This window comes from Rahnella sp. BIGb0603, from assembly GCF_024808755.1.
Lineage (GTDB): Bacteria > Pseudomonadota > Gammaproteobacteria > Enterobacterales > Enterobacteriaceae > Rahnella > Rahnella contaminans.
The window spans coordinates 214,140-237,580 of sequence record NZ_JANUEX010000008.1 but is presented as its reverse complement, the minus strand read 5'-3'; the positions used below and the strand labels follow the sequence as shown (position 1 = coordinate 237,580).

The 23,441-nt window shown below is 50.6% G+C and carries 24 protein-coding genes and 1 rRNA gene; 8 read left to right on the top strand and 17 right to left on the bottom strand.

The window, feature by feature from the left end; all coding sequences use genetic code 11:
* Together M2403_RS20500 and gmhB are read right to left on the bottom strand one after the other, a co-directional pair.
* Window positions 1-171, bottom strand: a 16S ribosomal RNA gene (locus M2403_RS20500); the annotation flags it as partial.
* Between the two features lie 410 nt (window positions 172-581).
* Window positions 582-1,148: a D-glycero-beta-D-manno-heptose 1,7-bisphosphate 7-phosphatase gene (gmhB, locus tag M2403_RS20495; RefSeq protein ID WP_152326545.1), complete on the bottom strand. Its 567-nt coding sequence runs from the start codon at window positions 1,146-1,148 to the stop codon at window positions 582-584.
* Window positions 1,149-1,328: 180 nt separating this feature from the next.
* On the opposite strand from gmhB, the gene metN reads away from it, so the two are divergent.
* From metN to proS, 6 genes are all read left to right on the top strand, one after another.
* Window positions 1,329-2,360 (top strand): methionine ABC transporter ATP-binding protein MetN, encoded by a 1,032-nt coding sequence (gene metN / locus M2403_RS20490; RefSeq protein WP_217153451.1) that lies wholly within the window; start codon window positions 1,329-1,331, stop codon window positions 2,358-2,360.
* Entirely contained in the window at window positions 2,353-3,006 is a 654-nt protein-coding gene (locus M2403_RS20485; RefSeq protein ID WP_104924647.1) for a methionine ABC transporter permease MetI, read from the top strand. The genes metN and M2403_RS20485 overlap by 8 nt, the downstream gene beginning before the upstream one ends.
* Window positions 3,007-3,069: 63 nt before the next feature.
* Complete coding sequence (locus M2403_RS20480; protein WP_104924646.1) at window positions 3,070-3,885, top strand: MetQ/NlpA family lipoprotein; 816 nt, start codon at window positions 3,070-3,072, stop codon at window positions 3,883-3,885.
* Window positions 3,886-4,055: 170 nt separating this feature from the next.
* Complete coding sequence (gene rcsF / locus M2403_RS20475) at window positions 4,056-4,463, top strand: Rcs stress response system protein RcsF (protein ID WP_152326543.1); 408 nt, start codon at window positions 4,056-4,058, stop codon at window positions 4,461-4,463.
* A complete protein-coding gene (gene tsaA, locus M2403_RS20470; protein WP_152326542.1) occupies window positions 4,460-5,167 on the top strand; it encodes a tRNA (N6-threonylcarbamoyladenosine(37)-N6)-methyltransferase TrmO in 708 nt (235 codons plus the stop codon). Before rcsF ends, tsaA begins: the two co-directional genes overlap by 4 nt.
* Before the next feature lie 118 nt (window positions 5,168-5,285).
* On the top strand, window positions 5,286-7,004 hold the full coding sequence (gene proS / locus M2403_RS20465) for a proline--tRNA ligase (protein ID WP_259230718.1): 1,719 nt from the start codon (window positions 5,286-5,288) through the stop codon (window positions 7,002-7,004).
* Window positions 7,005-7,088: 84 nt separating this feature from the next.
* On the opposite strand, the gene nlpE is transcribed toward proS, so the two are convergent.
* From nlpE to M2403_RS20450, 3 genes are read right to left on the bottom strand one after another with little or no spacing between them, the layout of a single operon-like run.
* Window positions 7,089-7,766, bottom strand: coding sequence for an envelope stress response activation lipoprotein NlpE (gene nlpE / locus M2403_RS20460; protein ID WP_152326540.1), 678 nt, complete (start codon window positions 7,764-7,766; stop codon window positions 7,089-7,091).
* Between the two features lie 58 nt (window positions 7,767-7,824).
* Window positions 7,825-8,241, bottom strand: coding sequence for an alternative ribosome rescue aminoacyl-tRNA hydrolase ArfB (arfB, locus tag M2403_RS20455; RefSeq protein WP_165061789.1), 417 nt, complete (start codon window positions 8,239-8,241; stop codon window positions 7,825-7,827).
* 5 nt (window positions 8,242-8,246) lie between these two features.
* A complete protein-coding gene (locus tag M2403_RS20450; protein ID WP_152326538.1) occupies window positions 8,247-8,807 on the bottom strand; it encodes a YaeQ family protein in 561 nt (186 codons plus the stop codon).
* A gap of 215 nt (window positions 8,808-9,022) precedes the next feature.
* Between M2403_RS20450 and M2403_RS20445 the strand changes: the two genes are divergently transcribed.
* Together M2403_RS20445 and rof are read left to right on the top strand one after the other, a co-directional pair.
* Window positions 9,023-9,223 (top strand): YaeP family protein, encoded by a 201-nt coding sequence (locus M2403_RS20445; protein ID WP_015696108.1) that lies wholly within the window; start codon window positions 9,023-9,025, stop codon window positions 9,221-9,223.
* Window positions 9,210-9,470, top strand: coding sequence for a Rho-binding antiterminator (gene rof, locus M2403_RS20440; RefSeq protein ID WP_101079200.1), 261 nt, complete (start codon window positions 9,210-9,212; stop codon window positions 9,468-9,470). The genes M2403_RS20445 and rof overlap by 14 nt, the downstream gene beginning before the upstream one ends.
* Before the next feature lie 75 nt (window positions 9,471-9,545).
* Here rof and M2403_RS20435 read toward each other — a convergent pair whose 3' ends face one another.
* From M2403_RS20435 to skp, 12 genes are all read right to left on the bottom strand, one after another.
* A complete protein-coding gene (locus tag M2403_RS20435; protein ID WP_152326537.1) occupies window positions 9,546-9,878 on the bottom strand; it encodes a cytochrome c in 333 nt (110 codons plus the stop codon).
* A 25-nt stretch (window positions 9,879-9,903) separates the two neighbouring features.
* Window positions 9,904-11,256 (bottom strand): tRNA lysidine(34) synthetase TilS, encoded by a 1,353-nt coding sequence (gene tilS, locus M2403_RS20430; protein WP_259230715.1) that lies wholly within the window; start codon window positions 11,254-11,256, stop codon window positions 9,904-9,906.
* Window positions 11,257-11,260: 4 nt separating this feature from the next.
* The gene (locus M2403_RS20425; protein ID WP_259230714.1) at window positions 11,261-11,653 is read right to left on the bottom strand and encodes a VOC family protein; all 393 of its coding nucleotides are present in this window, start codon (window positions 11,651-11,653) and stop codon (window positions 11,261-11,263) included.
* 86 nt (window positions 11,654-11,739) lie between these two features.
* Complete coding sequence (locus M2403_RS20420; protein ID WP_165061781.1) at window positions 11,740-13,887, bottom strand: lysine decarboxylase LdcC; 2,148 nt, start codon at window positions 13,885-13,887, stop codon at window positions 11,740-11,742.
* 189 nt (window positions 13,888-14,076) lie between these two features.
* Window positions 14,077-15,036 carry an acetyl-CoA carboxylase carboxyl transferase subunit alpha gene (accA, locus tag M2403_RS20415; protein WP_013574209.1) on the bottom strand — a complete coding sequence of 320 codons (960 nt, stop codon included), beginning with the start codon at window positions 15,034-15,036 and terminating at the stop codon, window positions 14,077-14,079.
* 12 nt (window positions 15,037-15,048) lie between these two features.
* Window positions 15,049-18,531 (bottom strand): DNA polymerase III subunit alpha, encoded by a 3,483-nt coding sequence (gene dnaE, locus M2403_RS20410; protein ID WP_152326533.1) that lies wholly within the window; start codon window positions 18,529-18,531, stop codon window positions 15,049-15,051.
* A gap of 86 nt (window positions 18,532-18,617) precedes the next feature.
* Window positions 18,618-19,214, bottom strand: a complete 597-nt coding sequence (rnhB, locus tag M2403_RS20405) for a ribonuclease HII (RefSeq protein WP_208951105.1) — start codon at window positions 19,212-19,214, stop codon at window positions 18,618-18,620.
* Window positions 19,211-20,359, bottom strand: a complete 1,149-nt coding sequence (gene lpxB / locus M2403_RS20400; RefSeq protein WP_217153457.1) for a lipid-A-disaccharide synthase — start codon at window positions 20,357-20,359, stop codon at window positions 19,211-19,213. Before lpxB ends, rnhB begins: the two co-directional genes overlap by 4 nt.
* Before the next feature lie 18 nt (window positions 20,360-20,377).
* On the bottom strand, window positions 20,378-21,166 hold the full coding sequence (gene lpxA / locus M2403_RS20395; RefSeq protein WP_165061772.1) for an acyl-ACP--UDP-N-acetylglucosamine O-acyltransferase: 789 nt from the start codon (window positions 21,164-21,166) through the stop codon (window positions 20,378-20,380).
* A gap of 3 nt (window positions 21,167-21,169) precedes the next feature.
* Window positions 21,170-21,625: a 3-hydroxyacyl-ACP dehydratase FabZ gene (gene fabZ / locus M2403_RS20390; protein WP_095923207.1), complete on the bottom strand. Its 456-nt coding sequence runs from the start codon at window positions 21,623-21,625 to the stop codon at window positions 21,170-21,172.
* A 148-nt stretch (window positions 21,626-21,773) separates the two neighbouring features.
* Entirely contained in the window at window positions 21,774-22,796 is a 1,023-nt protein-coding gene (gene lpxD / locus M2403_RS20385; RefSeq protein ID WP_152326529.1) for a UDP-3-O-(3-hydroxymyristoyl)glucosamine N-acyltransferase, read from the bottom strand.
* A 2-nt stretch (window positions 22,797-22,798) separates the two neighbouring features.
* Entirely contained in the window at window positions 22,799-23,296 is a 498-nt protein-coding gene (gene skp, locus M2403_RS20380) for a molecular chaperone Skp (protein ID WP_056781728.1), read from the bottom strand.
* Window positions 23,297-23,441: the final 145 nt, after the last annotated feature.

Sequence of the window (23,441 nt, the reverse complement as noted above, 5' to 3'; positions counted from 1 at the left end):
TAGCTACCGTTTCCAGTAGTTATCCCCCTCCATCAGGCAGTTTCCCAGACATTACTCACCCGTCCGCCGCTCGCCGGCAAAGTAGCAAGCTACTTCCCGCTGCCGCTCGACTTGCATGTGTTAGGCCTGCCGCCAGCGTTCAATCTGAGCCATGATCAAACTCTTCAATTAAAAGTTCGATTTGCTTAAACACGTTAAGCGGTGCTCAAAGTTTACTTTCGTAATAATTCAACTAAATGAATTACTGCTTGGTCACTCTAAGACTTGATATTTTTTGCCACCGAAGTGGCTGATATCGTCTTGTGAGTGCCCACACAGATTGTCTGATAAATTGTTAAAGAGCAGTGAGTTACGCGCTTTCGCTTGCTAACTCGAGGTGGCGTATATTACGCTTTCCTCATTCAGTGTCAACCGTTTATTTCATCCGGTTGCCGCTGTTTTTAACCTTTCCGACCCGGTCACTTCGTGATGTTGTTCACGTTGTTCCCTGTCGATGGAGCGGCATTATAGGGAGTTCGATTTTAATGGCAAGCGAATAAATACAGTTTTATTTCGTTTGCCGTTTTTTTATCCAAAGACAGTTATTTTTGCGCTTTTGCTATAAAGGAAGGCAATGCAGCAAAGCTTTCCAGTACGGCGTCGGCTGCACTTTCACCCTGTTCGGTAACCGGCTTGCCGGTGCGTACTAAAATCTTATGGCCGACACCCGCCGCCGCAGCTGCCTGCATGTCTTCGAGTTTATCGCCCACCATATAAGATGAAGCCATATCAATATTGAGTTCCTCTTTGGCTGTCATAAACATACCTGGCAGAGGCTTACGGCAATCGCAAACCTGAGTAAACTCTTTAACGGTACCTTCGGGATGATGCGGGCAGAAATAGATGCCGTCGAGATCGACGCCTCTGTCGGCAAGCGACCAGTCCATCCACTCCGTCAGCGTCATAAACTGATCTTCGGTAAACTTACCGCGCGCGATACCGGACTGATTGGTAACTAATACCAATAAGAAGCCCATCTCTTTGAGTTTAAGGCAGGCATCAATAACACCATCGATAAACTGGAAATCATCGATTTCATGTACATAGCCGTGATCGACATTCAAAGTCCCATCACGGTCAAGAAAGATTGCTGAAACTGGTTGTGCCACGAATTTGCTCCTGATGGCGGGTTAACAGCATCAGTATCGCATGTTTTCACTGCTCGTGAGAACGCTAACCTGGTTGACTTAGACGTCTAGACGCCTTAGCATCCACGACATGCTTCGGGGAAGTGCTCCCGCAGAGTTAATTTCACCACGTCACGGCAAAAAGACAGAATAAAAAAAAATATGATTAAACTTTCAAACATCACCAAGGTTTTCCAGCAGGGTTCGCGCCAGATCGTCGCGCTCTCTGACGTGAGTCTTCACGTCCCTGCCGGGCAAATTTATGGCGTAATCGGCTCATCTGGCGCGGGGAAAAGTACATTAATCCGCTGCGTCAATTTGCTGGAACGTCCGACCAAAGGCCAGGTACTGGTTGATGGTCAGGATTTGATGTCCTTCTCCGAGAAAGCGCTGACCCGCGCACGCCGCCAGATTGGTATGATTTTTCAGCACTTTAATTTGCTGTCGTCACGTACTGTCTTTGGCAATGTGGCACTGCCGCTGGAGCTGGATAACCTTTCTTCTGCTGAAATCAAAAAACGTGTTTCCGAGTTGCTGAGCCTTGTGGGCCTGGAAGATAAACATGATGCTTATCCGGCCAATCTTTCCGGCGGTCAAAAACAGCGTGTGGCGATTGCGCGCGCTCTGGCCAGCAATCCTAAAGTCTTGTTGTGCGATGAAGCGACCAGTGCTCTTGACCCGGCGACCACCCGCGCAATTCTTGAATTGCTGAAAGATATCAACCGTCGCCTTGGATTAACTATTTTGTTGATCACGCACGAGATGGATGTCGTTAAGCGCATTTGCGATCAGGTTGCGGTGATCAGCGATGGCAAATTAATCGAGCAGGATAAAGTGAGTGAGATGTTCTCACACCCTAAAACCCCGCTGGCGCAGCAGTTTATTCAGTCAACGCTGCACCTGGATGTCCCGGAAGATTACGCCGTACGTCTGGTTCCTGAACCTGAAGCCGGTCGGGTACCTTTGTTACGTCTGGAATTCACCGGCCAGTCCGTTGATGCGCCTTTGCTTTCAGAGGCCGTGCGCCGTTTCGACGTAAACAATAATATTATCAGTGCTCAGATGGATTATGCCGGCGGCGTGAAGTTCGGGATTATGCTGACAGAAATGCACGGTGCAGAAGAAAACACTCAGGCAGCCATTCAGTTCCTGCATGAAAATCAGGTAAAAGTAGAGGTACTCGGTTATGTCTGAGCCAATGATGTGGTTAATGGGTCGGGGGATTTGGGAAACTGTCATCATGACACTGACCTCTGGCTTCTTCGGTTTCGTTCTGGGTCTGCCTTTTGGCGTGCTGCTTTACGTCACCCGTCCGGGGCAGATTGCAGAGAACAAAAACGTCTATCGCGTGATGTCTGCGCTGGTTAACATTTTCCGTTCTATACCTTTTATTATTCTGCTCGTCTGGATGATTCCGTTCACACGTCTGATCGTCGGGACTTCAATCGGTTTACAGGCGGCAATTGTCCCCCTGACCGTTGGCGCGGCGCCATTTATCGCGCGTATGGTTGAGAATGCGTTGCTGGAAATCCCAAGCGGTCTGGTTGAAGCCTCACGCGCCATGGGCGCCACGCCAATGCAAATCATCCGTAAAATCTTGTTGCCGGAAGCTTTGCCGGGTCTGGTCAACGCAGCCACTATCACGCTGATCACTCTGGTGGGTTATTCTGCTATGGGCGGTGCTGTCGGTGCCGGTGGATTAGGGCAAATCGGTTATCAGTACGGTTACATTGGTTATGACGCAACTGTAATGAATACGGTATTAGTCCTGTTAGTCGTTTTGGTGTATTTAATTCAGTTTTGCGGCGACCGCATCGTAAAAGCAGTCACGCATAAATAATGAAACAACAGCTGTAATAGCTAACCCTGCGAATAATTTTTATCCGCTTATTGAGGAAAGGACATGTCTAATAAATTTAAATCCATTGCAGTTGTCGGCGCGCTTCTGGGAACGCTGGCTTTAGTTGGTTGCGGGCCGAAAGAACAGGATCCTAACCATATTAAAGTGGGTGTGATTGTCGGTTCTGAACAGCAGGTTGCTGAAGTTGCACAGAAAGTCGCTAAAGAAAAATACGGTCTTGACGTAGAGCTGGTGACTTTCAACGACTACGTGCTGCCAAACGAAGCGCTGAGCAAAGGCGATATCGATGTTAACGCCTTCCAGCATAAACCTTACCTGGATCAGCAGATTAAAGATCGTGGTTATAAACTGGTTCCGGTCGGCAATACTTTCGTCTACCCAATCGCCGGTTATTCTAAAAAAATTAAATCTATCGATGAGCTGAAAGATGGCGATCAGGTTGCACTGCCAAACGACCCGACTAACCTGGGCCGTTCATTACTGCTGCTGCAAAAACAAGGTTTAATCAAACTGAAAGACGGTGTTGGCTTGCTGCCGACTGTTCTGGATGTCACTGAGAACCCTAAAAACCTGAAACTGGTTGAGCTGGAAGCACCACAACTGCCACGTTCACTGGATGATGCAAAAATTGCACTGGCTGTAATCAACACCACTTACGCCAGCCAGATTAACCTGACGCCAGAGAAAGACGGCATCTTCGTTGAAGATAAAGAATCTCCGTACGTTAACCTGATCGTTGCGCGTGAAGACAATAAAGATGCTGAAAACGTGAAGAAATTCGTTCAGGCTTACCAGTCTGACGAAGTTAACGCCGCAGCGAACAAGATCTTCAACGGCGGCGCGGTGAAAGGCTGGTAATTCGCGAATGTCAGGAACTCAGTATTTATCCTGATAATTACTCTCGCAAATATTCCTTTCACAAATAAATTCAAGGCGGGCTTATGCCCGCCTTGTTATTTCCTCAATACCTTGGTTCAATAACGCCACATTCTTTCCTGTAAACATATTAAAAAAGCAGAGGACATACCATGCGTGCTTTACCTCTCTGTTTGTCGGCACTTTTGCTGGCGGGTTGTTCCCTGACTCAACACACACAGCCAACAACCACTGCACCTGTTGTTAAAGAAGAGCCAAAACCTGTCAAACCAAAACCGGCTCCGGTTCGCCCTGCCCCCGTCAAACTGTATAAAGATGCTGAAGCTCTGGTCGGAACACCTTTCCGCGACCTGGGTGAAGTTTCTGGCGAGTCTTGCCAGAGCGATCAAAACGATACGCCACCAAGCCTTGCGGCTGCGCGTAAAAGAATGCTGACCCGCGCCTCTTATATGAAAGCAAATGCGGTGCTATTGCATCAGTGCGAGATCGTCGGCGGCGTCCCTGGCTGTTTCCAGCAGGCAATTTGTCAGGGTTCGGCTCTGAATGTCACCTTTAAATGACCTCATTTTCTTTTGAGCAAATAGGGACCATTCATTCTCCCTACAAAGAGAAATTTGCTGTTCCGCGCCAGCCGGGGTTAGTTCAGGATGGAGGCGGCGAATTACATCTTCATGCTCCTTATAACCAGCCCGAGGCCGTACGCGGGCTGGAAGATTTCAGTCATTTATGGGTGATGTTCATCTTTCATCAGACGATGGACGGGGGGTGGCGCCCGACGGTGCGTCCGCCGCGCCTTGGCGGCAATATTCGTACTGGCGTGTTTGCCACACGTTCAACTTTTCGCCCCAATCCGCTGGGTATGTCGCTGGTTGAACTAAAAGGCATTCACTGTCAGGGGCAGAGTGTGATTCTGCAACTCGGCAGTCTCGACCTCGTCGATGGCACCCCTGTTGTTGATATCAAACCTTATCTGCCGTTTGCAGAAAGCCATCCTGAAGCCCGTGCGGGTTTTGCCCAACATGCGCCGCAAGCCGATATGCCCGTGGAATTTCTCCCTCAGGCAGAATCTCAACTGGCAAAACATGCAGGAAAATATCCGCATCTGCGCCGCTTTATTACACAGGTATTAGGGCAGGATCCGCGTCCTGCTTACCGCAAAGGTGAATCTACTGAACGGGATTACGCCGTTCGCCTGCTGGAATTTAATGTCCGCTGGCGGGTTGTAGGTTCTCTGAATCAGGTAATGTCCCTCGACGAAGACTAAATTTCCTTTGCGTCTCTTTTGGCAACACCAACTCGCTGGTAAACTAAGCCACTTTTCACGTTTTGGCTGCCACTGGCAGCCCGATTGCAATTTGCAGTGCTAACGGAACCAACACATCATGCGTACTACTCAATATCTGCTCTCTACACTGAAAGAGACGCCAGCCGACGCAGAAGTCATCAGCCACCAGCTGATGCTTCGCGCTGGTATGATCCGTAAACTGGCCTCCGGCCTGTACACCTGGCTGCCAACCGGCTTACGTGTTCTCAAAAAAGTTGAAAACATCGTACGCGAAGAAATGAACAACGCGAACGCCATTGAAGTGTCTATGCCAGTAGTTCAGCCCGCTGATTTATGGCAGGAGAGCGGACGTTGGGAACAATACGGCCCGGAACTGCTGCGTTTCGTTGACCGTGGCGAGCGTCCGTTCGTACTGGGTCCAACCCACGAAGAAGTCATTACGGATTTGATCCGTAATGAAGTCAGTTCCTACAAACAATTGCCGCTGAACTTCTTCCAGATCCAGACCAAATTCCGCGATGAAGTTCGTCCGCGCTTTGGCGTGATGCGTTCACGTGAATTCCTGATGAAAGATGCCTACTCGTTCCACACAACGCAGGAATCCCTTCAGGAAACTTACGATGCGATGTATGCGGCTTACAGCCAAATTTTCAACCGCATGGGTCTGGATTTCCGTGCTGTACTGGCAGATACCGGTTCTATCGGCGGCAGCGCATCACATGAATTCCAGGTTCTGGCACAGAGCGGCGAAGATGATGTCGTGTTCTCTGATTCTTCTGATTTCGCGGCTAACATTGAGTTCGCTGAAGCATTAGCGCCAACGATGCCACGCGCTGCAGCATCTGAAGAAATGCGTGTTGTTGAAACACCAGATGCTAAAACCATCGCTGAACTGACTGAACAGTTCCAGGTGCCGGTTGAGAAAACCGTGAAGACCCTGATGGTTCACGCTACCCCGGAAAGCGGCCATAAACTGGTTGCCCTGCTGGTTCGTGGTGACCATGAACTGAACGAGATCAAAGCCGAAAAACTGCCACAAATTGCTGCTCCGCTGACTTTCGCAACAGAAGCTGAAATCCGCGAAATCGTTGCAGCAGGCCCGGGGTCACTCGGCCCGGTTAATCTGCCAATGCCAGTTGTTGCTGACCGCACCGTTGCCGCTATGAGCGATTTCAGCGCTGGCGCAAATATCGACGGTAAACATTACTTTGGTATTAACTGGGATCGCGATGTTGCGCTGCCAGAAGTGGCAGACATCCGTAACGTGGTTGCCGGCGATCCAAGCCCGGACGGTCAGGGTACTCTGGTTATCAAGCGCGGTATCGAAGTTGGCCACATCTTCCAGCTGGGTACTAAATACTCAGAAGCGATGAATGCAACAGTTCAGGGCGAAGATGGCCGTAATCAGGTCATGACCATGGGCTGTTACGGCATCGGAGTGACCCGCGTGGTCGCTGCGGCTATCGAACAGAACCACGATGACCGTGGAATTATCTGGCCGGACGCCATTGCCCCGTTCCAGGTTGCGATTCTGCCAATGAACATGCACAAATCTTTCCGCGTGAAAGATGCGGCGGAAGCGTTGTACAAAGAACTGCGTTCACACGGTATCGATGTGATCCTCGACGATCGTAAAGAGCGTCCGGGCGTCATGTTTGCAGACATGGAACTGATCGGTGTTCCACACCACGTTGTGATTGGTGATCGTAATCTGGACGCTGAAGAGCTGGAATACAAAAACCGTCGCAGCGGTGAAAAACAAATGATTAAGCAAGGCGATATTGTTGAATATCTGCTGAGCCAGATCCCGCGTTAATATTTTAGCGACAGACGTTCGCCCATTAAAATGCCCGCATTGCGCGGGCATTTTTGTTTGTACAATCCGATAAAAGCTTAAAGGCTAAGGGCAAACTTTATTGGCATCAAAGCTGATATTCTTATCCGCAACAACCGCCCGTTGCATTTGCCCCTCTTCCATTGAAGGTTCTGTCATAAAGTGGCCGTCCATCGAGATGAAGACCAGCTGGTTCGGCGCTTTACGCGCAGCAAGGTAGCCAGCTTCCAGCGTTTTATTGGCAGACATCGGGAAAATATTACCCGTTGCGCAATCTTTAAAAGAGGCCGCATCGGCGCTGTATTGCATCATGCCGGTCAGTGCCATTGGCGTTTTAGGCAGGCTCTGCTGCACAGGTTTCAGCGTGTAGTTGAATGAAGAAACGATCGGCTCACCGCTGTGATCAAGCATTTCCAGATTTTCATCTTTTGGATGGAAATAGCGCTTCTCGCCATGGCTGTCAGTCAGCACCAGTTTATCTGCCGTACGCGCCCAACGGCCGTAGCTGGCGAAGCTCTGATCGCCCTCTTTGCTGCCCTGATACACTTCCTGCAAGATGTAAGTCCCGTCCTGTTGCAGGAACAATGAGGTTTTTAAGCCGCTGCAATCTGCGCAAGGCAAAACACCGCTGTAACTTTGCTGCATCGCCTGAAGCGGTTTTTCATGATTGAAGGCAGCGGTGTGGCAGCCGAACAGTGACAGCGCCCCGAGCGCCAGCACTGCCGTGATAATGATTTTTTTCACAGTTTCTCCCCTACTGCTTTTTCCTTGTGCTGCGATAAAGATTGTCCTGCAACACGATTTAAGGCTGACGAATTTTGCCTCGTAATGCTTTTGTGGCACCTTTGCGCACTTTACTTTCTACGCGACGAATTTTAGACCCTTTGGTCGGCTTCGTCGCCCGGCGAGGTTTTTCTACCACCATCGCCTGCGAAATCAATGTACTCAGCCGGGCTACAGCGGCTTCTCGGTTCTGCTCCTGACTCCGGTATTCCTGGGCTTTAATGATTACCCAACCGTCAGCAGTAATAGAATGGTGATTGAATGCCAGTAACCGCTCTTTGTAATATTCTGGCAAACTTGACGCTTTAATATCAAAGCGTAAATGGATCGCCGTTGATGTTTTATTGACGTTCTGACCACCATTTCCCTGCGCGCGGATCGCCGTTAATTCGATTTCGCTGTCAGGGATTTCCAGTTTTCCGGAAAGGATTAGCACGCTGATTACCTTCCGTCATTTCCGGCAAACTCTTTCCATTCAGAAAAATGAATTTCCAAATTACTCTGAGCATCGGAAAGCCAAATAGTTCCGTCCTGTAAAGTTGCCTGTAAATCCATGGTCCTGCTGCCAAAAGCGGTCAGCTGATTCAGAAGCTCATCTTCTAAATATCGAATGCGAAGGTTGTTAAAACCTCTGACCTTCCCTTCAATTTGTGACCACCAGACTTTTGCCGCTCTCTCACCATAAGCGTAAAGCACGACTTCGCGCGATTGGTTACAGGCTTTTTTCAGACGCTTCTCATCCGGCAACCCTAATTCAACCCATAATTCAATGCCGTTATGATCGTTTTTACGCCAGATTTCAGGTTCGTCTTCCGCACTTAATCCACGGGTAAAAGTCAGGCGTTCATCTGCATGATAAATCCATGCCAGCAAACGCAGCATCATTCGTTGTTCTGTTTCTGAGGGATGCTGGGCCAAAGTCAGGTTGGCGTCATGAAAGAAATTACGATCCATATCAGCAATATTGATTGCTGCTTTATAAATTGTTGCTTTTAGCGCCATGGGAAACCTCTTGATATCAGACGCACAGTGTACTTGAAAGCGTCCTGCCTAAACCAGTTTTCCCCCGATGGACCTTCTGAATAAAGGCTGTACGCAAACGATTTACCTTTACAGGCCTGCTAATAACTCACACTCTCCTGTGCTATAGTCGTTAAATACTGAGAGTTTATCTTTCTGCGCTTTCCTCAGAGGGATACGCTTTTTAGGGAGAACTTATGCAACAATACTGTGAGTTGGTACGCCGTAAATATTCTGAAATCGCCAGCGGCGATCTCGGATATGTGCCCGATGCGTTGGGTTGTGTATTGAAAGCATTGGACGAAGTGGCAGCGAATGCTGAGCTTCCGTCTTCCGTTAGGGACCAGGCGGCCTACGCCGCCGCTAACTTATTGGTGAGCGATTATGTCGATGAATGATGAGTACCAACCCATCAATTGTGATGACTACGATAATCTCGAGCTCGCCTGCCAGCATCACCTGGTTTTGACGCTGAAGCTGCGTAGCGGAGAAGTCGTTGAGGCAAAAGCCAAAGATTTGTTAATGCGTAAGAAAGTGGAGTATCTGGTGGTCGAGGCCAGCGGAGAACAACGCGATCTGCGGCTTGATCATATAGAAAGCTTTAGCCATCCGGAAATTGGCACGGTGGTCGTGAGCGCAGAATAAGCGAAAACCTCCGTGACTATGACTAACGGGCAATCTCAGGGTTGCCCGTTTGCATTTCTGCAACCACCCCATTTCCTATTTAAGCGGCGTCAGACTGGCATAGTAAGCTGCCAGATCACTAACATCCTGCTCAGACAGTGATGACGTAAAAGCCTGCATGACACCCGCCTGCCCGCCGCTGCGTTCTCCTTTCTGATAAGCACGCAACGCCAGTGCAAGATAATCTTCATTTTGCCCGGCCAGATTAGGGTAAATAGCATTAACCGCTTTTCCCTTTGCGCCGTGGCATGCCGCACAACTTGCCGATTTAGACTGACCATCTGCACTGTTTCCCTGAGCCAGAACCGGTGAACTCAGCAATATCAGCGGCAATAACCCTGCCATTGCCCGCAACAAAATTCTCAGCATTACAACTCCCAAAATTAACCGCTTACTATTTTATTGAGCAACCGGACCATAACAGCCGCCATTGCCCTTCGTTATTTTCAGCCAGTGCCTGACGGGTGATAAAGCAGCCAGGTGCAGCAATAAGCTGTTCATTGTAATAAACCAGCGGAATGCGATCCCGTTGCCAGGGCGGCACGCCTAACTCAGACCACAACTTTTTCGCCTGACGGGCACGATCGCGCCCAACCTTTTCAATCATCCCGGAAGCATGAAAGCGAACGGTGATCGTTTCTCCCGCGCGCGGCTGACGGATGACACAGCTTTCATCATCCGCATCACGAATTGCAGAAACTGATAAAACACCCAGAGCGTCAGGCAACAGAAGTTTGTCAGCAGGATCCCAGCTGATGACCTGATCCTTGAGGGATGAATATTGGGGTAACAGATACAGACGCTGGCGATAACGTCGCACAACAAAACTCCCAAGCTGAAGCTGCGCCTGTGCATCTTCACGGCTTAACGCCACTTCATCCCAAATTCTCTGGAGCTGTTCGCGGGAAGGCATTTTTGCTTCACGGCCAGCCAGCCAGCGGCGCAGCAGCGCGGAACGTCTTGCCGCCGAGAAACTCCCCATGCCCTCAACAGATAAACTTCCCCGTTCATCTGTTAACGCCGTCAGGGACTCACTGAGCAGTTCATCAAGCAGGGATTCCTGTTCCGCACATAACGAAGCGCTGCGGGCGGTGGATTGCGCGAAATGCGGCCAGCGCGCATAGAGCGAAGGAAGAATATCGAGTCGCAAAAAATTACGATCGAAACGGGCATCACAATTGCTGTCATCCTCGATCCACGTCAGCTGATGTTGATCTGCGTATTCCTCAAGCTGATCCCGGCTGAGATCGAGCAACGGCCGCATCAGCCGATAACCCAGCCCCATACTGTCCGCGCTCATCGCCGACAAACCCGCAGGGCCACTACCGCGTTTGAGCGCCAGCAAAAACGTTTCACACTGATCGTTAAGATGTTGCGCTGTCAGTAAGACTTCGCCTTCTTCCAGCTGTGTTGAAAATGCCTGATAGCGCGCAGCTCTTGCTGCCGCTTCAATCCCGCCATCACGGGCATTTACCTGAACCTTGATGACCGACAGCCCGATATTCCTCAGCTGACAAAAATCATGGCAATGTATCGCCCAGCCATCCGCAAACGGGCTTAATCCGTGATGCACATGTAATGCCCGCAGCCGTAAGTCCGGGATGTGGTTGTCCCGCAACTGCGCAAGACCAGCCAGCAAAACGGTTGAATCCAGACCGCCGCTAAATGCCACGCAAAGTTTTCGCGCAGACCCAATTTTGCTGCGCAGATGTTCAGTCAGAAACAGTGCTGACGGATGACGATTCATGAGATTACCGGGATTCGTAAAGCTCTAACGGCAGGCCGTCGGGATCGGTGAAAAAAGTAAACTGTTTGCCGGTATAAGGATCTGTTCTCACCGGTTCGCAAAAGACACCGGCGGCTTCCAGCGCACTGACGGACTGCCCGATATCTTCAACGCTGAACGCCAGATGGCGCAAACCGCAGGATTCAGGCCGGCTTGGACGGGCAGGTGGATTTGGGAAGCTGAACAACTCAATCGTATACTGGCCGTTCAGTGCCAGATCGGCTTTCCATGAATCACGTTCTTCGCGGTAAAACTCGCCAAGTAAGATAAACCCAAGAATATCGCAATAGAAATGTTTACTGGCCTGATAATCAGAACCAATGACCGCGATGTGATGAACCTGGCGAAGATTAAGCATGATGATTTCCTGTTAATTCCTGCTGTGCACGTTACTCAGGGTGTTTGCAGACGTCAATAAAAAGCCCTCACGAAGAGGGCGGTTTGTTAACCCGCTTCCGGGAGTTTTAAAACTTTTACCAGATAGCGCCCGTCTTCTGTGAGACGGGTTCCATGAATATCCGTTTCAAATCCCGGATAACGCTCACCGATAGAACACAGCATGATCAGAAAATCGAGAACGGCCCGGCTCTCTTGCGTAATCATTTCACCGGGCATCACCACGGGTACGCCCGGTGGATACGGCAGAATCATATTGGCAGAGACTTTGCCAATCAGTTCGTCAATGTCGCACTCATCGATATGCCCGCGCACCTGATGCTGGAACATTTCATATGGCGTCATTTTCATTTCCGGCAACACATCAAAAGCCTCGATCATCAGACGTGGAAGATCATGGCGGACAATCAGTTTGTGGATCCCCTGAGCCAGATCCTGAATGCGCATATTACGGTAGAAATCCGGATCTTCTGCATAAAGGTCCGGAAGCATATTTTTGACCCGAAGATTAAGATCATAGCTGCGTTTGAAGTCCGTCAGCCCGCGCATCAGGCTCATGGATTTGGTTTTATCAATACCAATGCTGAACAGGAAAAGCAGATTGTACGGACCCGTTTTTTCCACTACCACGCCGCGCTCATCAAGGAATTTCGCCACCAGTGCCGCCGGGATCCCCTCTTCTTCGAGTTTGCCCATTTCATTCATGCCGGGCGTCAGGATCGTCACTTTGATCGGATCCAGATACATATGATTGGTATCGGCATCAGCAAAACCATGCCAGTTTTGATCCGGATTCAGCGGCCAGCACTCTGCTTCATCAATATGCTCAGGTTGCCAGATATCGAAGAACCAGCCGTCAGTTTCCTCACGCAGCCGTTGTATCTCATTACGGAAATGCAGCGCACGTTCCACAGAACGGTTGATGAGCCGCCGTCCGGGGTTTCCGCGCAACATAGCCGCCGCAGTTTCTGCCGACGCCACAATGCCGTAGTTCGGCGATGTGGTGGTGTGCATCATGTAGGCTTCATTAAAGGTGCTTTCGTTATAGTCGCCTTTAATGTGAATCATGGAAGCCTGTGAGAAAGCCGCCAGCAATTTATGCGTCGACTGCGTTTCATAAATCACTTTGCCGGGAACCCGCTCGCCACTCATTCCACTTTTGCCATCATAAATCGGATGGAAATTGGTGTACGGCACCCACGCGGAATCAAAGTGAATCGACGGTACATCCAGCGTATTTTTGATGTAATCCGTGTTGTAAAGCAGCCCGTCGTAGGTGGAATTGGTGATCACCGCATGCACGGGCCAGGTGGCATTTTCGGTCTGCGCGATCTTCTCTTCAATGCTTTCACGTGTGAATTCCCGTTGCGGGATCCCGCCCAGAATACCGTAGGCATTGCGGTTCGGACGCAAATACACCGGCACGATGTTGGTCATCATCATCAGATGCGCCAGAGATTTGTGGCAGTTTCGGTCAATCAGCACGGTGCTGCCCGCAGGCGCGGCGTACATCCCGACAATTTTGTTTGCCGTGGATGTGCCATTGGTAACGATATAACTTTGCTCCGCCCCAAACGTTCGCGCGATGTATTCCTCCGCCTCTAAATGCGGGCCGGTATGGTCGAGCAGGGAACCGAGTTCCGTTACCGAAATCGACACATCCGCTTTCAGGGTCTTAGCCCCGAAGAAGTCATAAAAAAGCGTTCCGACCGGGCTTTTCAGAAAGGCCGTACCGGCCATATGTCCGGGCGTACAGAAGGTATATTTCCCTTCTTCCACATAGGTAAATAACGCTTTGGTCAGCGGCGGTGTGATGGTGTCGATATATTCATCGGTGTACTGGCGAATACGCTTGGCAATATCATCGGCAGCAGCCAGAGCATACTCGAAGAAATACAAGACCATACGCATCTCATTGACATCAACGTCCAGCGTGGAGTGCGTATTGATGAACGCGTAAAGCGGCAGGTATTCATTCAGTTCATTGATTTCCGTACACAGCTCTTCACTGTGCTGGTCCCAGTCGAAAATCGCCCCGCAGATACGGGCATTATTTTCGATGAGTTTCAGTAAGTCAGCACGATCGCGTGGATAAATAATCTGGAATCCAAGAAGCGTCAGCGCGCTATCCAGTTCACGGATTGGCTCATCTTTATAGTAGGCCCCTTCCGGGCGCATGATAGCGATAATATTCATCTGACAAATCCTTCTGTTGTATATCTCTCAGGTATTTATAGAAACACGGTTAACGGACGCTGTGTACCCTTTACCACCGGGTTTCGACCAAAAAGAGGGAATTTAAGAATGCAGGAAAATCTGAGAAGGAAAAACGGTCAATAAAAAAGGCTATGCCGGAGCATAGCCTTTCGCAATACATTGCTGATATCAGCAGTAACCGTAAGTCATCAGACGCTGATAACGACGGTTGCGCAGTTCTTCAGTGCTCAGAACATCCAGATCGCTCAGGTCAGCTTCCAGTTGTGCACGCAGAGAAGCGGCCATTGCCTCAACGTTACGATGCGCGCCACCCAGAGGTTCCGGGATCACGGAGTCGATCAGTTTCAGCTCTTTCAAGCGCGGAGCAATAATACCCATTGCTTCCGCAGCCAGAGGCGCTTTATCTGCGCTCTTCCACAAGATAGACGCACAGCCTTCCGGTGAAATGACCGAGTAGGTGCTGTATTGCAGCATGTTAACTTTGTCACCCACGCCGATTGCCAGAGCACCACCGGAACCCCCTTCACCAATAACGGTGCAGATAACCGGGACGTTCAGACGCGACATTTCGCGCAGGTTGCGGGCGATCGCTTCAGACTGGCCACGTTCTTCCGCACCCACACCAGGGTATGCACCCGGGGTGTCGATGAAGGTGATGATTGGCAGTTTGAAACGTTCGGCCATTTCCATCAGGCGTAACGCTTTGCGATACCCTTCAGGTGCAGGCATACCGAAGTTACGACGAATTTTCTCTTTGGTTTCACGGCCTTTCTGATGACCAATGATCATCACAGCACGTTCACCCAGACGAGCAATACCGCCAACGATAGCTTTATCGTCCGCGAATGCACGGTCACCCGCCAGTTCATCAAAATCGGTGAAGATATGTTTGATGTAATCCAGGGTATAAGGGCGACGAGGATGGCGCGCCAGTTGGGCAATCTGCCAGGCGCCCAGATCAGAGAAAATCTTACGGGTCAGTTCAACGCTTTTCTCGCGCAAGCGTGCAACTTCTTCGTCCAGATTAATATCTAATTTTTCGTCTTGACGGCTGACTGCAGTCAGCGAGTCAATTTTCGCTTCCAGTTCCGCAATCGGCTGTTCAAAATCAAGAAAATTCAGACTCATAGCATTCCTATTTTAGTCAAATTCCAGTTCCACCTGCTCACTACCGACCAGGCCTCGCAAATCCAGCAACAGTTTGTCCGTTGGCGTAACACGCCATGACGCCCCGAATCGCAGCCGGGCTCTTGCATTTTCTCGTTGGTAATACAGATGCACTGGTATCGTCCCCGATCGGTGAGGTTCCAACGATTGGCGGAGACGGTTCAAAAGCTGGTCATCAATTTGCCTGTCAGTCAGCGAGATAGCAAGACCGCGAGCATATTTTTCCCGTGCTTCACTGATGTCCATTACATCGCGGGCCATCATTTTAAGCCCGCCACTGAAGTCATCAAAGCTGACCTGTCCTGTGGCGATAAGGATACGGTCTTTTTCCAATAAATGCTGGAATTTTTCCAACGCTTCGGTGAACAACATCACTTCGAGACGACCGGAACGATCGTCAAGCGTACAGATCCCAATGCGGTTACCGCGTTTGGTGACCATAACGCGTGCAGCGAGAACCAGCCCCACTGCGACGGTCATTTTACCCCGATCCGTCGGGTGCATATCTTTCAAACGCTGTCCGCCGCCATAACGTTCGATTTCTTTCAGATACTGCGTGATCGGATGCCCGGTCAGATACAAGCCGAGCGTTTCCCGTTCGCCATCGAGCACCGTTTGTTCCGGCCACGGCATCACGTTTGAGTAAGATTTTTCAACCTGTTCAGGCGCTTCGGCCAGAACACCAAACATGTCTACCTGACCAATGGCCTCCGCTTTCGCGTGCTGATCTGCCGCTTTCAGCGCGTCACTGAGAGAACTCATCAGAGCGGCTCGATGCGGCCCAAGCCGGTCAAAAGCGCCGGACATAATCAGTTTTTCAAGAATGCGTTTGTTCAGCTTTTTGACGTCGGCCCGCGCGCACAAATCAAACAACTCTTTGAAATAGCCGCCTTCATTACGCGCTTCAATAATCGCTTCAATCGGGCCTTCACCCACGCCTTTTATCGCGCCGATACCGTAAACGATCTCACCTTCGTCGTTAACGTGGAAGTGATACAGACCGCTGTTGATGTCCGGCGGCAGAATTTTCAGGCCCATACGCCAGCATTCATCCACCAGCCCGACAACTTTCTCGGTGTTATCCATATCAGCGGTCATTACCGCCGCCATGAATTCGGCCGGATAGTGCGCTTTCAGCCATAACGTCTGGTACGACACCAAAGCGTAGGCGGCTGAGTGAGATTTGTTAAAGCCGTAACCGGCAAATTTCTCTACCAGGTCAAAGATTTTAATCGCCAGTTCGCCGTCAACGCCGCGTGATTTAGCGCCATCTTCGAAGCCGCCGCGCTGTTTTGCCATTTCGACCGGGTTTTTCTTACCCATTGCGCGACGTAACATGTCTGCGCCGCCCAGCGAATAACCCGCCAGAACCTGCGCAATCTGCATAACCTGTTCCTGGTACAAAATGATGCCGTAGGTCGGCTCCAGTACCGGTTTCAGGGACTCATGCTGCCACTGGATATCGGGGTAAGAAATCTCTTCACGACCGTGTTTACGGTCGATGAAGTTATCTACCATCCCCGACTGTAACGGCCCTGGGCGGAACAGCGCCACCAGTGCGATCATATCTTCGAAGCTGTCGGGTTTGAGGCGTTTGATCAAATCTTTCATGCCACGGGATTCAAGCTGGAAAACCGCAGTGGTTTCCGAGCGTTGCAGCATGTCGAAACTTTTCTTGTCATCAAGCGGGATCGCAGCGATATCCAGCGGTGCTTCACCCGCTTTTGCGCGGCGCGCGTTGATCATTTCCAGCGCCCAGTCGATGATCGTCAGCGTACGCAGGCCCAGGAAGTCGAACTTCACCAGCCCGGCATATTCCACGTCGTTTTTATCGAACTGTGTAACCGGATGATTACCTTCGGCGTCGCAATAGAGCGGCGCAAAGTCGGTAATTTTCGTCGGCGCGATAACCACACCACCTGCGTGCTTACCGGCATTTCGTGTAACGCCTTCCAGCTGACGCGCCATGTCAATAAGCGACTTAACTTCTTCATCCGCCTCATAAATCTCAGGCAACTGAGGTTCAGCAGCAAACGCTTTTTCCAGCGTCATACCCGGATCCGGCGGAACTAATTTCGAAATGCGATCGACGAAACCATAGGGATGACCCAGCACGCGGCCAACGTCACGGATAACCGCTTTCGCCGCCATCGTACCGAAAGTAATAATCTGCGAAACGGCTTCACGACCGTACATTTCCGCGACGTGATCGATAACCCTGTCGCGTTTTTCCATGCAGAAATCGACGTCAAAGTCGGGCATGGAAACACGTTCAGGGTTAAGGAAACGTTCGAACAGAAGATCGAATTCAAGGGGATCCAGATCCGTGATTTTCAGCGCATAGGCCACCAGTGAACCTGCACCGGAACCACGTCCCGGCCCGACCGGCACGCTGTTATCTTTCGACCACTGGATGAACTCCATAACGATCAGGAAGTAGCCCGGGAAGCCCATCTGGTTGATAACTTTAAGTTCGATATCCAGACGTTCGTCATATTCAGGCCGACGTTGCGCGCGGACTTCAGGATCCGGGAATAAAAACTCGAGACGTTCTTCCAGCCCGATTTTCGATTTTTCGACCAGGAAATCTTCCGTGGTCATATCGCCGGTCGGAAATTGCGGCAGGAAGTATTCGCCCAGACGGATTGTTACGTTGCAGCGTTTGGCGATTTCAACACTGTTTTGCAACGCTTCGGGAATATCTTCAAACAGCTCGCACATTTCGTCTTCACTGCGCATGTATTGCTGCGAAGTGTAATTGCGCGGGCGTTTCGGGTCATCAAGCGTAAAGCCATCGTGGATTGCTACGCGGATTTCATGGGCATCAAAGTCCGTAGGAACCATGAAACGCACGTCGTTGGTGGCCACAACGGGCAAACCGCGCTCCGTCGCCAGCGCCACGGCGGCATGCAGATAGTTTTCTTCCTCTGCGCGACCGGTGCGGATCAGTTCGAGATAATAACGATCGGGGAAATATTGCTGATAGAACTCCAGGCATTGCTCAACCTGCGGGCCATTTCCGCGGATCATGAACTTGCCAACATCGCCCATTTTCGCGCCAGAAAGCAGGATCAGCCCTTCATTCAGCTCAGCCAGCCACTCGCGGTCAACAATCGGGCCCGCCGCGCCATAGCCGCGCTGATAAGCACGGGAAATGAGCAGTGTCAGGTTCTGATAACCCTGATTGTTCATTGCCAGTACGGTCAGCTGCGCAAGTTCATCGCCGAGGATTTCACTTTGAACATTCAGGTCTGCGCCGATAATCGGCTTAACGCCTGCGCCGTGCGCCGCACCGTAAAATTTCACCAGCCCGCACAGGTTGGTGAAATCGGTGATAGCCAGAGCAGGCATGCCGAGTGACGCTGCGCATTTCACCAGCGGACCCACTTTCGCGAGGCCATCCACCATGGAATAGTCGCTATGTACGCGCAGATGAATAAAACGAGGTTCGGCCATATCCAGAGTCCAGAAATATGTGAATTAAGAGTTTATGTGCCCGCTAATTTATAAATAAAAGTCAGGGGCAGAAACAAAGTGACGCGCTAGGCCAGTCCGAGTGCGCGTTTTACCGGCGCAAAACTGCGGCGGTGATGTGCTGTCGCACCAAGCCGGGCGAGACTTTCAAGATGCACCGGCGTCGGATAGCCTTTGTGTTTCGCAAAACCATATTCAGGGAACTGCAAATCCAGTTCAACCATTTCGCGATCGCGGGTCACTTTGGCAAGAATGGATGCCGCGCTGATTTCAGCGACTTTACTGTCACCTTTCACCACGGCCTGCGAAGCCATTGGCAGTTTCGGGCAACGGTTGCCATCAATCAGCACCATATCCGGCGTCAGTGCCAGGCCGGCAACGGCTCTTTGCATGGCAAGCATCGTGGCATGCAGGATGTTCAGTTCATCAATTTCATGCGGCTCTGCTCGCCCGAGACTCCAGGCCAGCGCCTTTTCTTTGATTTCAATGTATAACGCTTCGCGACGTTTTTCGGTGAGCTTCTTTGAATCCGCCAGCCCCATAATCGGGTTGGCAGGATCGAGGATCACCGCAGCCGTCACCACTGCGCCGACCAGCGGACCGCGGCCAACTTCATCCACACCGGCAATACACACGGCCTGCGGATAAACAAATAATTCACTCATCGGTTTGCCAGCTCCATTACGGCCTGAGCGGCCTGCTCATCAGCATCACGGCGAATGCTTTCATGCAATTCCAGGAAAATTTTACGCAATTCCTCGCTTTTTTCATCACCCGCCAGTAACGGCAGAAGTGCGGCAGAAAGCTTTTCCGGTACGCATTCGGTTTGCAGCAATTCGGTGACAATTTCCCGTCTTGCCAGCAAGTTTGGCAGGGATACATAAGGGGTTTTCACCAGACGCTCCGCCAGCCAGAACGTAAAAGGCTTCATGCGATAACCCACGACCATCGGGCATTTCGCCAGCATACACTCGAGCGCAGCGGTGCCAGACGCAAGAAGTGCAGCATCGCTCGCAATCATCGCTTCACGCCCTTTGCCATCGAGCAAATGCGCAGGCAGGTCAGGCGCAATCTCAGCCTTGATACGCTCGAATTGCTCGCGACGCCTGGCGTTAACCAGCGGCACCACGATGTGCAAATCAGGATAAGTCTGTCGCAGCTGTAACGCTGTCTTCAAGAAATCCGCGCTGAGCATTTCGACTTCGGCATGGCGGCTTCCCGGCAATAATGCCAGGCAATGGACGTCCTCAGGGATCCCAAGCGATGCACGAGCCGCCTGCTTGTCCGGATGCAAAGGCATGGCATCCGCCATCGTATGACCGATGAAGCGGCAGGGAACGTTAAATTTGTCGTAAAACGCTTTTTCGAAAGGCAGGAATGCAAGAACTAAATCTGTCGCCTTGCCAATTTTGAATACACGCTTTTGTCGCCAGGCCCACACTGACGGGCTGACATAATGGATGGTACGGATGCCGCGCTGTTTCAGGCGGCCTTCCAGTGTGATATTGAAGTCGGGAGCATCAATGCCCACGAAAACATCTGGCTGAAGTTCGCTGAAACGTCGGGTGAGGTCTTTGCGGATTTTCAACAGGCGTGGCAGCCGTTCTAAAACTTCCACCACGCCCATCACAGCCAGCTCTTCCATTTCGTACCAGGCTTCACATCCTTCCGCCTGCATCAGCGGACCTGCAACACCTACAAAACGGGCATCAGGATGATGTTTTTTCAGGGCTCGGATCAGCCCGGCGCCAAGAATGTCACCGGACGTTTCACCGGCCACCAGGCCAATTGTCAGAACAGGCTTTTGCATTGTTTTCCGTAGCGCAGATCAGCGAATAATGCCGCGGGTAGAGCGGCTAAAGAAATCACTGAAAGGTTTAGCTTTCGGGAATTCAGCGGCGATTGCAGCGATTTCCGGTTGTGCTTCTTCCAGCGTTTTACCGCTGCGGTACAGTAACTTGTAGGCATTACGGATTGCGTGCAGATCTGCTTTCTCAAAACCACGGCGCTTAAGACCTTCGATATTGATACCGAAAGGTGTCGCATGGTTACCCTGCGCAATGACGAACGGAGGGACATCCTGGGCAACGCCAGAACAGCCACCTACCATCACATGCGCGCCGATGATGCAGAACTGATGCACTGCGGTCATGCCGCCGATGATCGCAAAATCATCAACTTCAACGTGGCCGCCAAGTGTCGCGTTGTTCGCCAGAATACAGCGATTTCCAATGACACAATCGTGGGCGATATGTGCGTTAACCATCAACAGGTTATCGCTACCCACTTTTGTCAGACCACCGCCCTGAACGGTACCACGGTGAATGGTAACGCTCTCACGAATATTGTTGCGATCGCCGACCTCAACGCGTGTTGGTTCACCGGCATATTTCAGATCCTGGTTAATTTCACCAATGGAGACGAACTGGAAAATGCGGTTATCGCGACCAATTTTGGTCACGCCATTAAGAACTACGTGTGATTTAAGCTCAGTACCTTCTCCGATTTCTACCTGGGAACCCACGTAGCAGAAAGGACCGATATGCACTCCGGCACCGATAACGGCACCTTCTTCAACAATAGCGCTTGGATGAATAAAGGCGGTTTTGTCAATCATGTATTAAGACTCCCGGCGACGGGCGCACATCATTGATGCCTCGCAAGCAATCTCACCATCTACTTTTGCGACACCTTTAAAACGAGCAACACCACGACGCTCTTTAATGAATTCAACTTCCAGAACCATCTGGTCACCCGGAAGGACCGGACGTTTAAAGCGTGCATCATCGATTGCTGCGAAGTAATACAGTTCGCCTGGCTCCAGTTTACCCACGCTTTTAAATGCCAGAATACCGGTGGCCTGAGCCATCGCTTCCAGAATCAATACGCCTGGGAAGATAGGTTTGCCCGGGAAATGGCCCTGGAAGAACGGTTCGTTAAAAGAAACGTTTTTCACAGCGCGCAAAAATTTGCCTTTCTCAAAATCCAGCACGCGATCAACCAGTAAAAACGGGTAACGGTGTGGCAATAAATCCAGTATCTCTTCAATACGCAGAGTATGAGTGTCAGTAGTCAAAATACTCTTCCTGTCTATAAAAAACTGATGGCATCAATAACACGGCCTGCCAGACCCCAAAAAAAGGTCATCAGGCAGGCCGCAAATAGGAACGTATGTCGCAGGTTCACTCAACAAAGGGAACACAAAGCGTCACCGTAAATGGTAATTAATCTTTTTCGATTTTACGCTCGACAGCTTTCAAGCGCTTATTCATCTCATCAATATTCATTACCAACGCAGCCGTCTTACGCCAAACTTTATTCGGTTGTAACGGAATACCGGAGGAGTATACCCCAGGTTCAGTGATTGGTCGCATCACCATTCCCATTCCTGTTACGACAGCCTGGTCACAAATCTCCATGTGACCGTTGATAACACTGGCTCCACCGATTTGGCAGTAGCGTCCAATTTTCAGACTACCGGCCATAATAACACCGCCAGCCACCGCCGTATTGTCTCCAATCACGACGTTGTGTGCAATCTGGCATTGGTTATCAATGATAACGCCGTTGCTGATAATGGTGTCATCCAGCGCGCCGCGGTCAATCGTGGTGCACGCACCAATTTCTACGCGGTCGCCAATGATGACGGTGCCCAGCTGAGGAATTTTGATCCAGTTGCCGCGGTCGTTGGCATAACCAAAACCGTCAGCACCGATCACCGTACCTGACTGAATCAGGCACAACTCACCAATTTCTACGCGGTGATAAATAGAAACGTTGGCCCACAAACGTGTACCCGCGCCTATTTTTGCCTCTTTACCGATAAAGCAGCCTGCGCCGATGACAACATTGTCACCCAGCACAACGCCCGATTCGATGACTGCATTTGCGCCAACCGAGACATTCTTACCCAATGAAGCACTGTCTGATATCACCGCGCTCGCAGCAATATCCTGTGCCGGTGCTGGCGTAGTATCCAGCAACTGCGCCATACGCGCGTACGTCAGGTAAGGGTTTTTAACCACTAATGCCGCTGTAGGGCAAAATGGCAGATCCGCTTCCGTCAACACTACGGCACCTGCATGACAGGAGGCCAACTGTTCACGGTAGCGGCTGTTTGATAAAAACGTGATTTGCTCAGAGTGTGCGGAATGCATTGAAGCAACGCCGGTGATGGCAATTTCGCCATCACCGTGCAATTGTGCATCCAACTGCTGTGCGAGATCAGCCAGTCGAATTGAAGACATGTTTATTTAACCTGTTTCAGCACATCAGCAGTAATATCTTTGTCATTGCTTGCGTATGCAATAGCGTTTGCATCAATAACAACATCATAACCTTCTTTGCTGGCAACAGATTTCACAGCGTCCTGAATACGGCTCAGGATTTTGTTACGTTCTTCGCCCTGGCGACGACGGTTATCTTGTTCGAACTGCTGCGCTTTAGCTGAGAAAGCTTCGCGCTGAGCCATAACGTCTTTTTCGAGTTTAGAACGATCGCTGGCTTTCATGGTCGAGCCATCACGTTGCAGACGTTGCATTTTGGTTTGCAGATCACGTTCCTGAGATTGCAAATCAGTTGCACGACTTTTGAACTCGTTTTCCAGTTGTTTAGCCACAGCTTCGCGAGCTGGCATCTGTTGGAAAATGCTAGCGACGTTAACGATAGCAATTTTGTCAGCAGCCTGAACGCTAGCTGAAGAAGCCATAACTAAACCGAGGCCTGCGGCATATAACCACTTTTTCACTATAAACTCCTTCCATCACCCGTTTGTGCCAGATGGCACAGTAAATTACACAAAACACCCGACATTAAAACAATACACGGGCCGAAACCCGTGTATCAAATCCAGCATCAGGCCATTGCGATTCTGCTGAATAAACGCTTTGCAG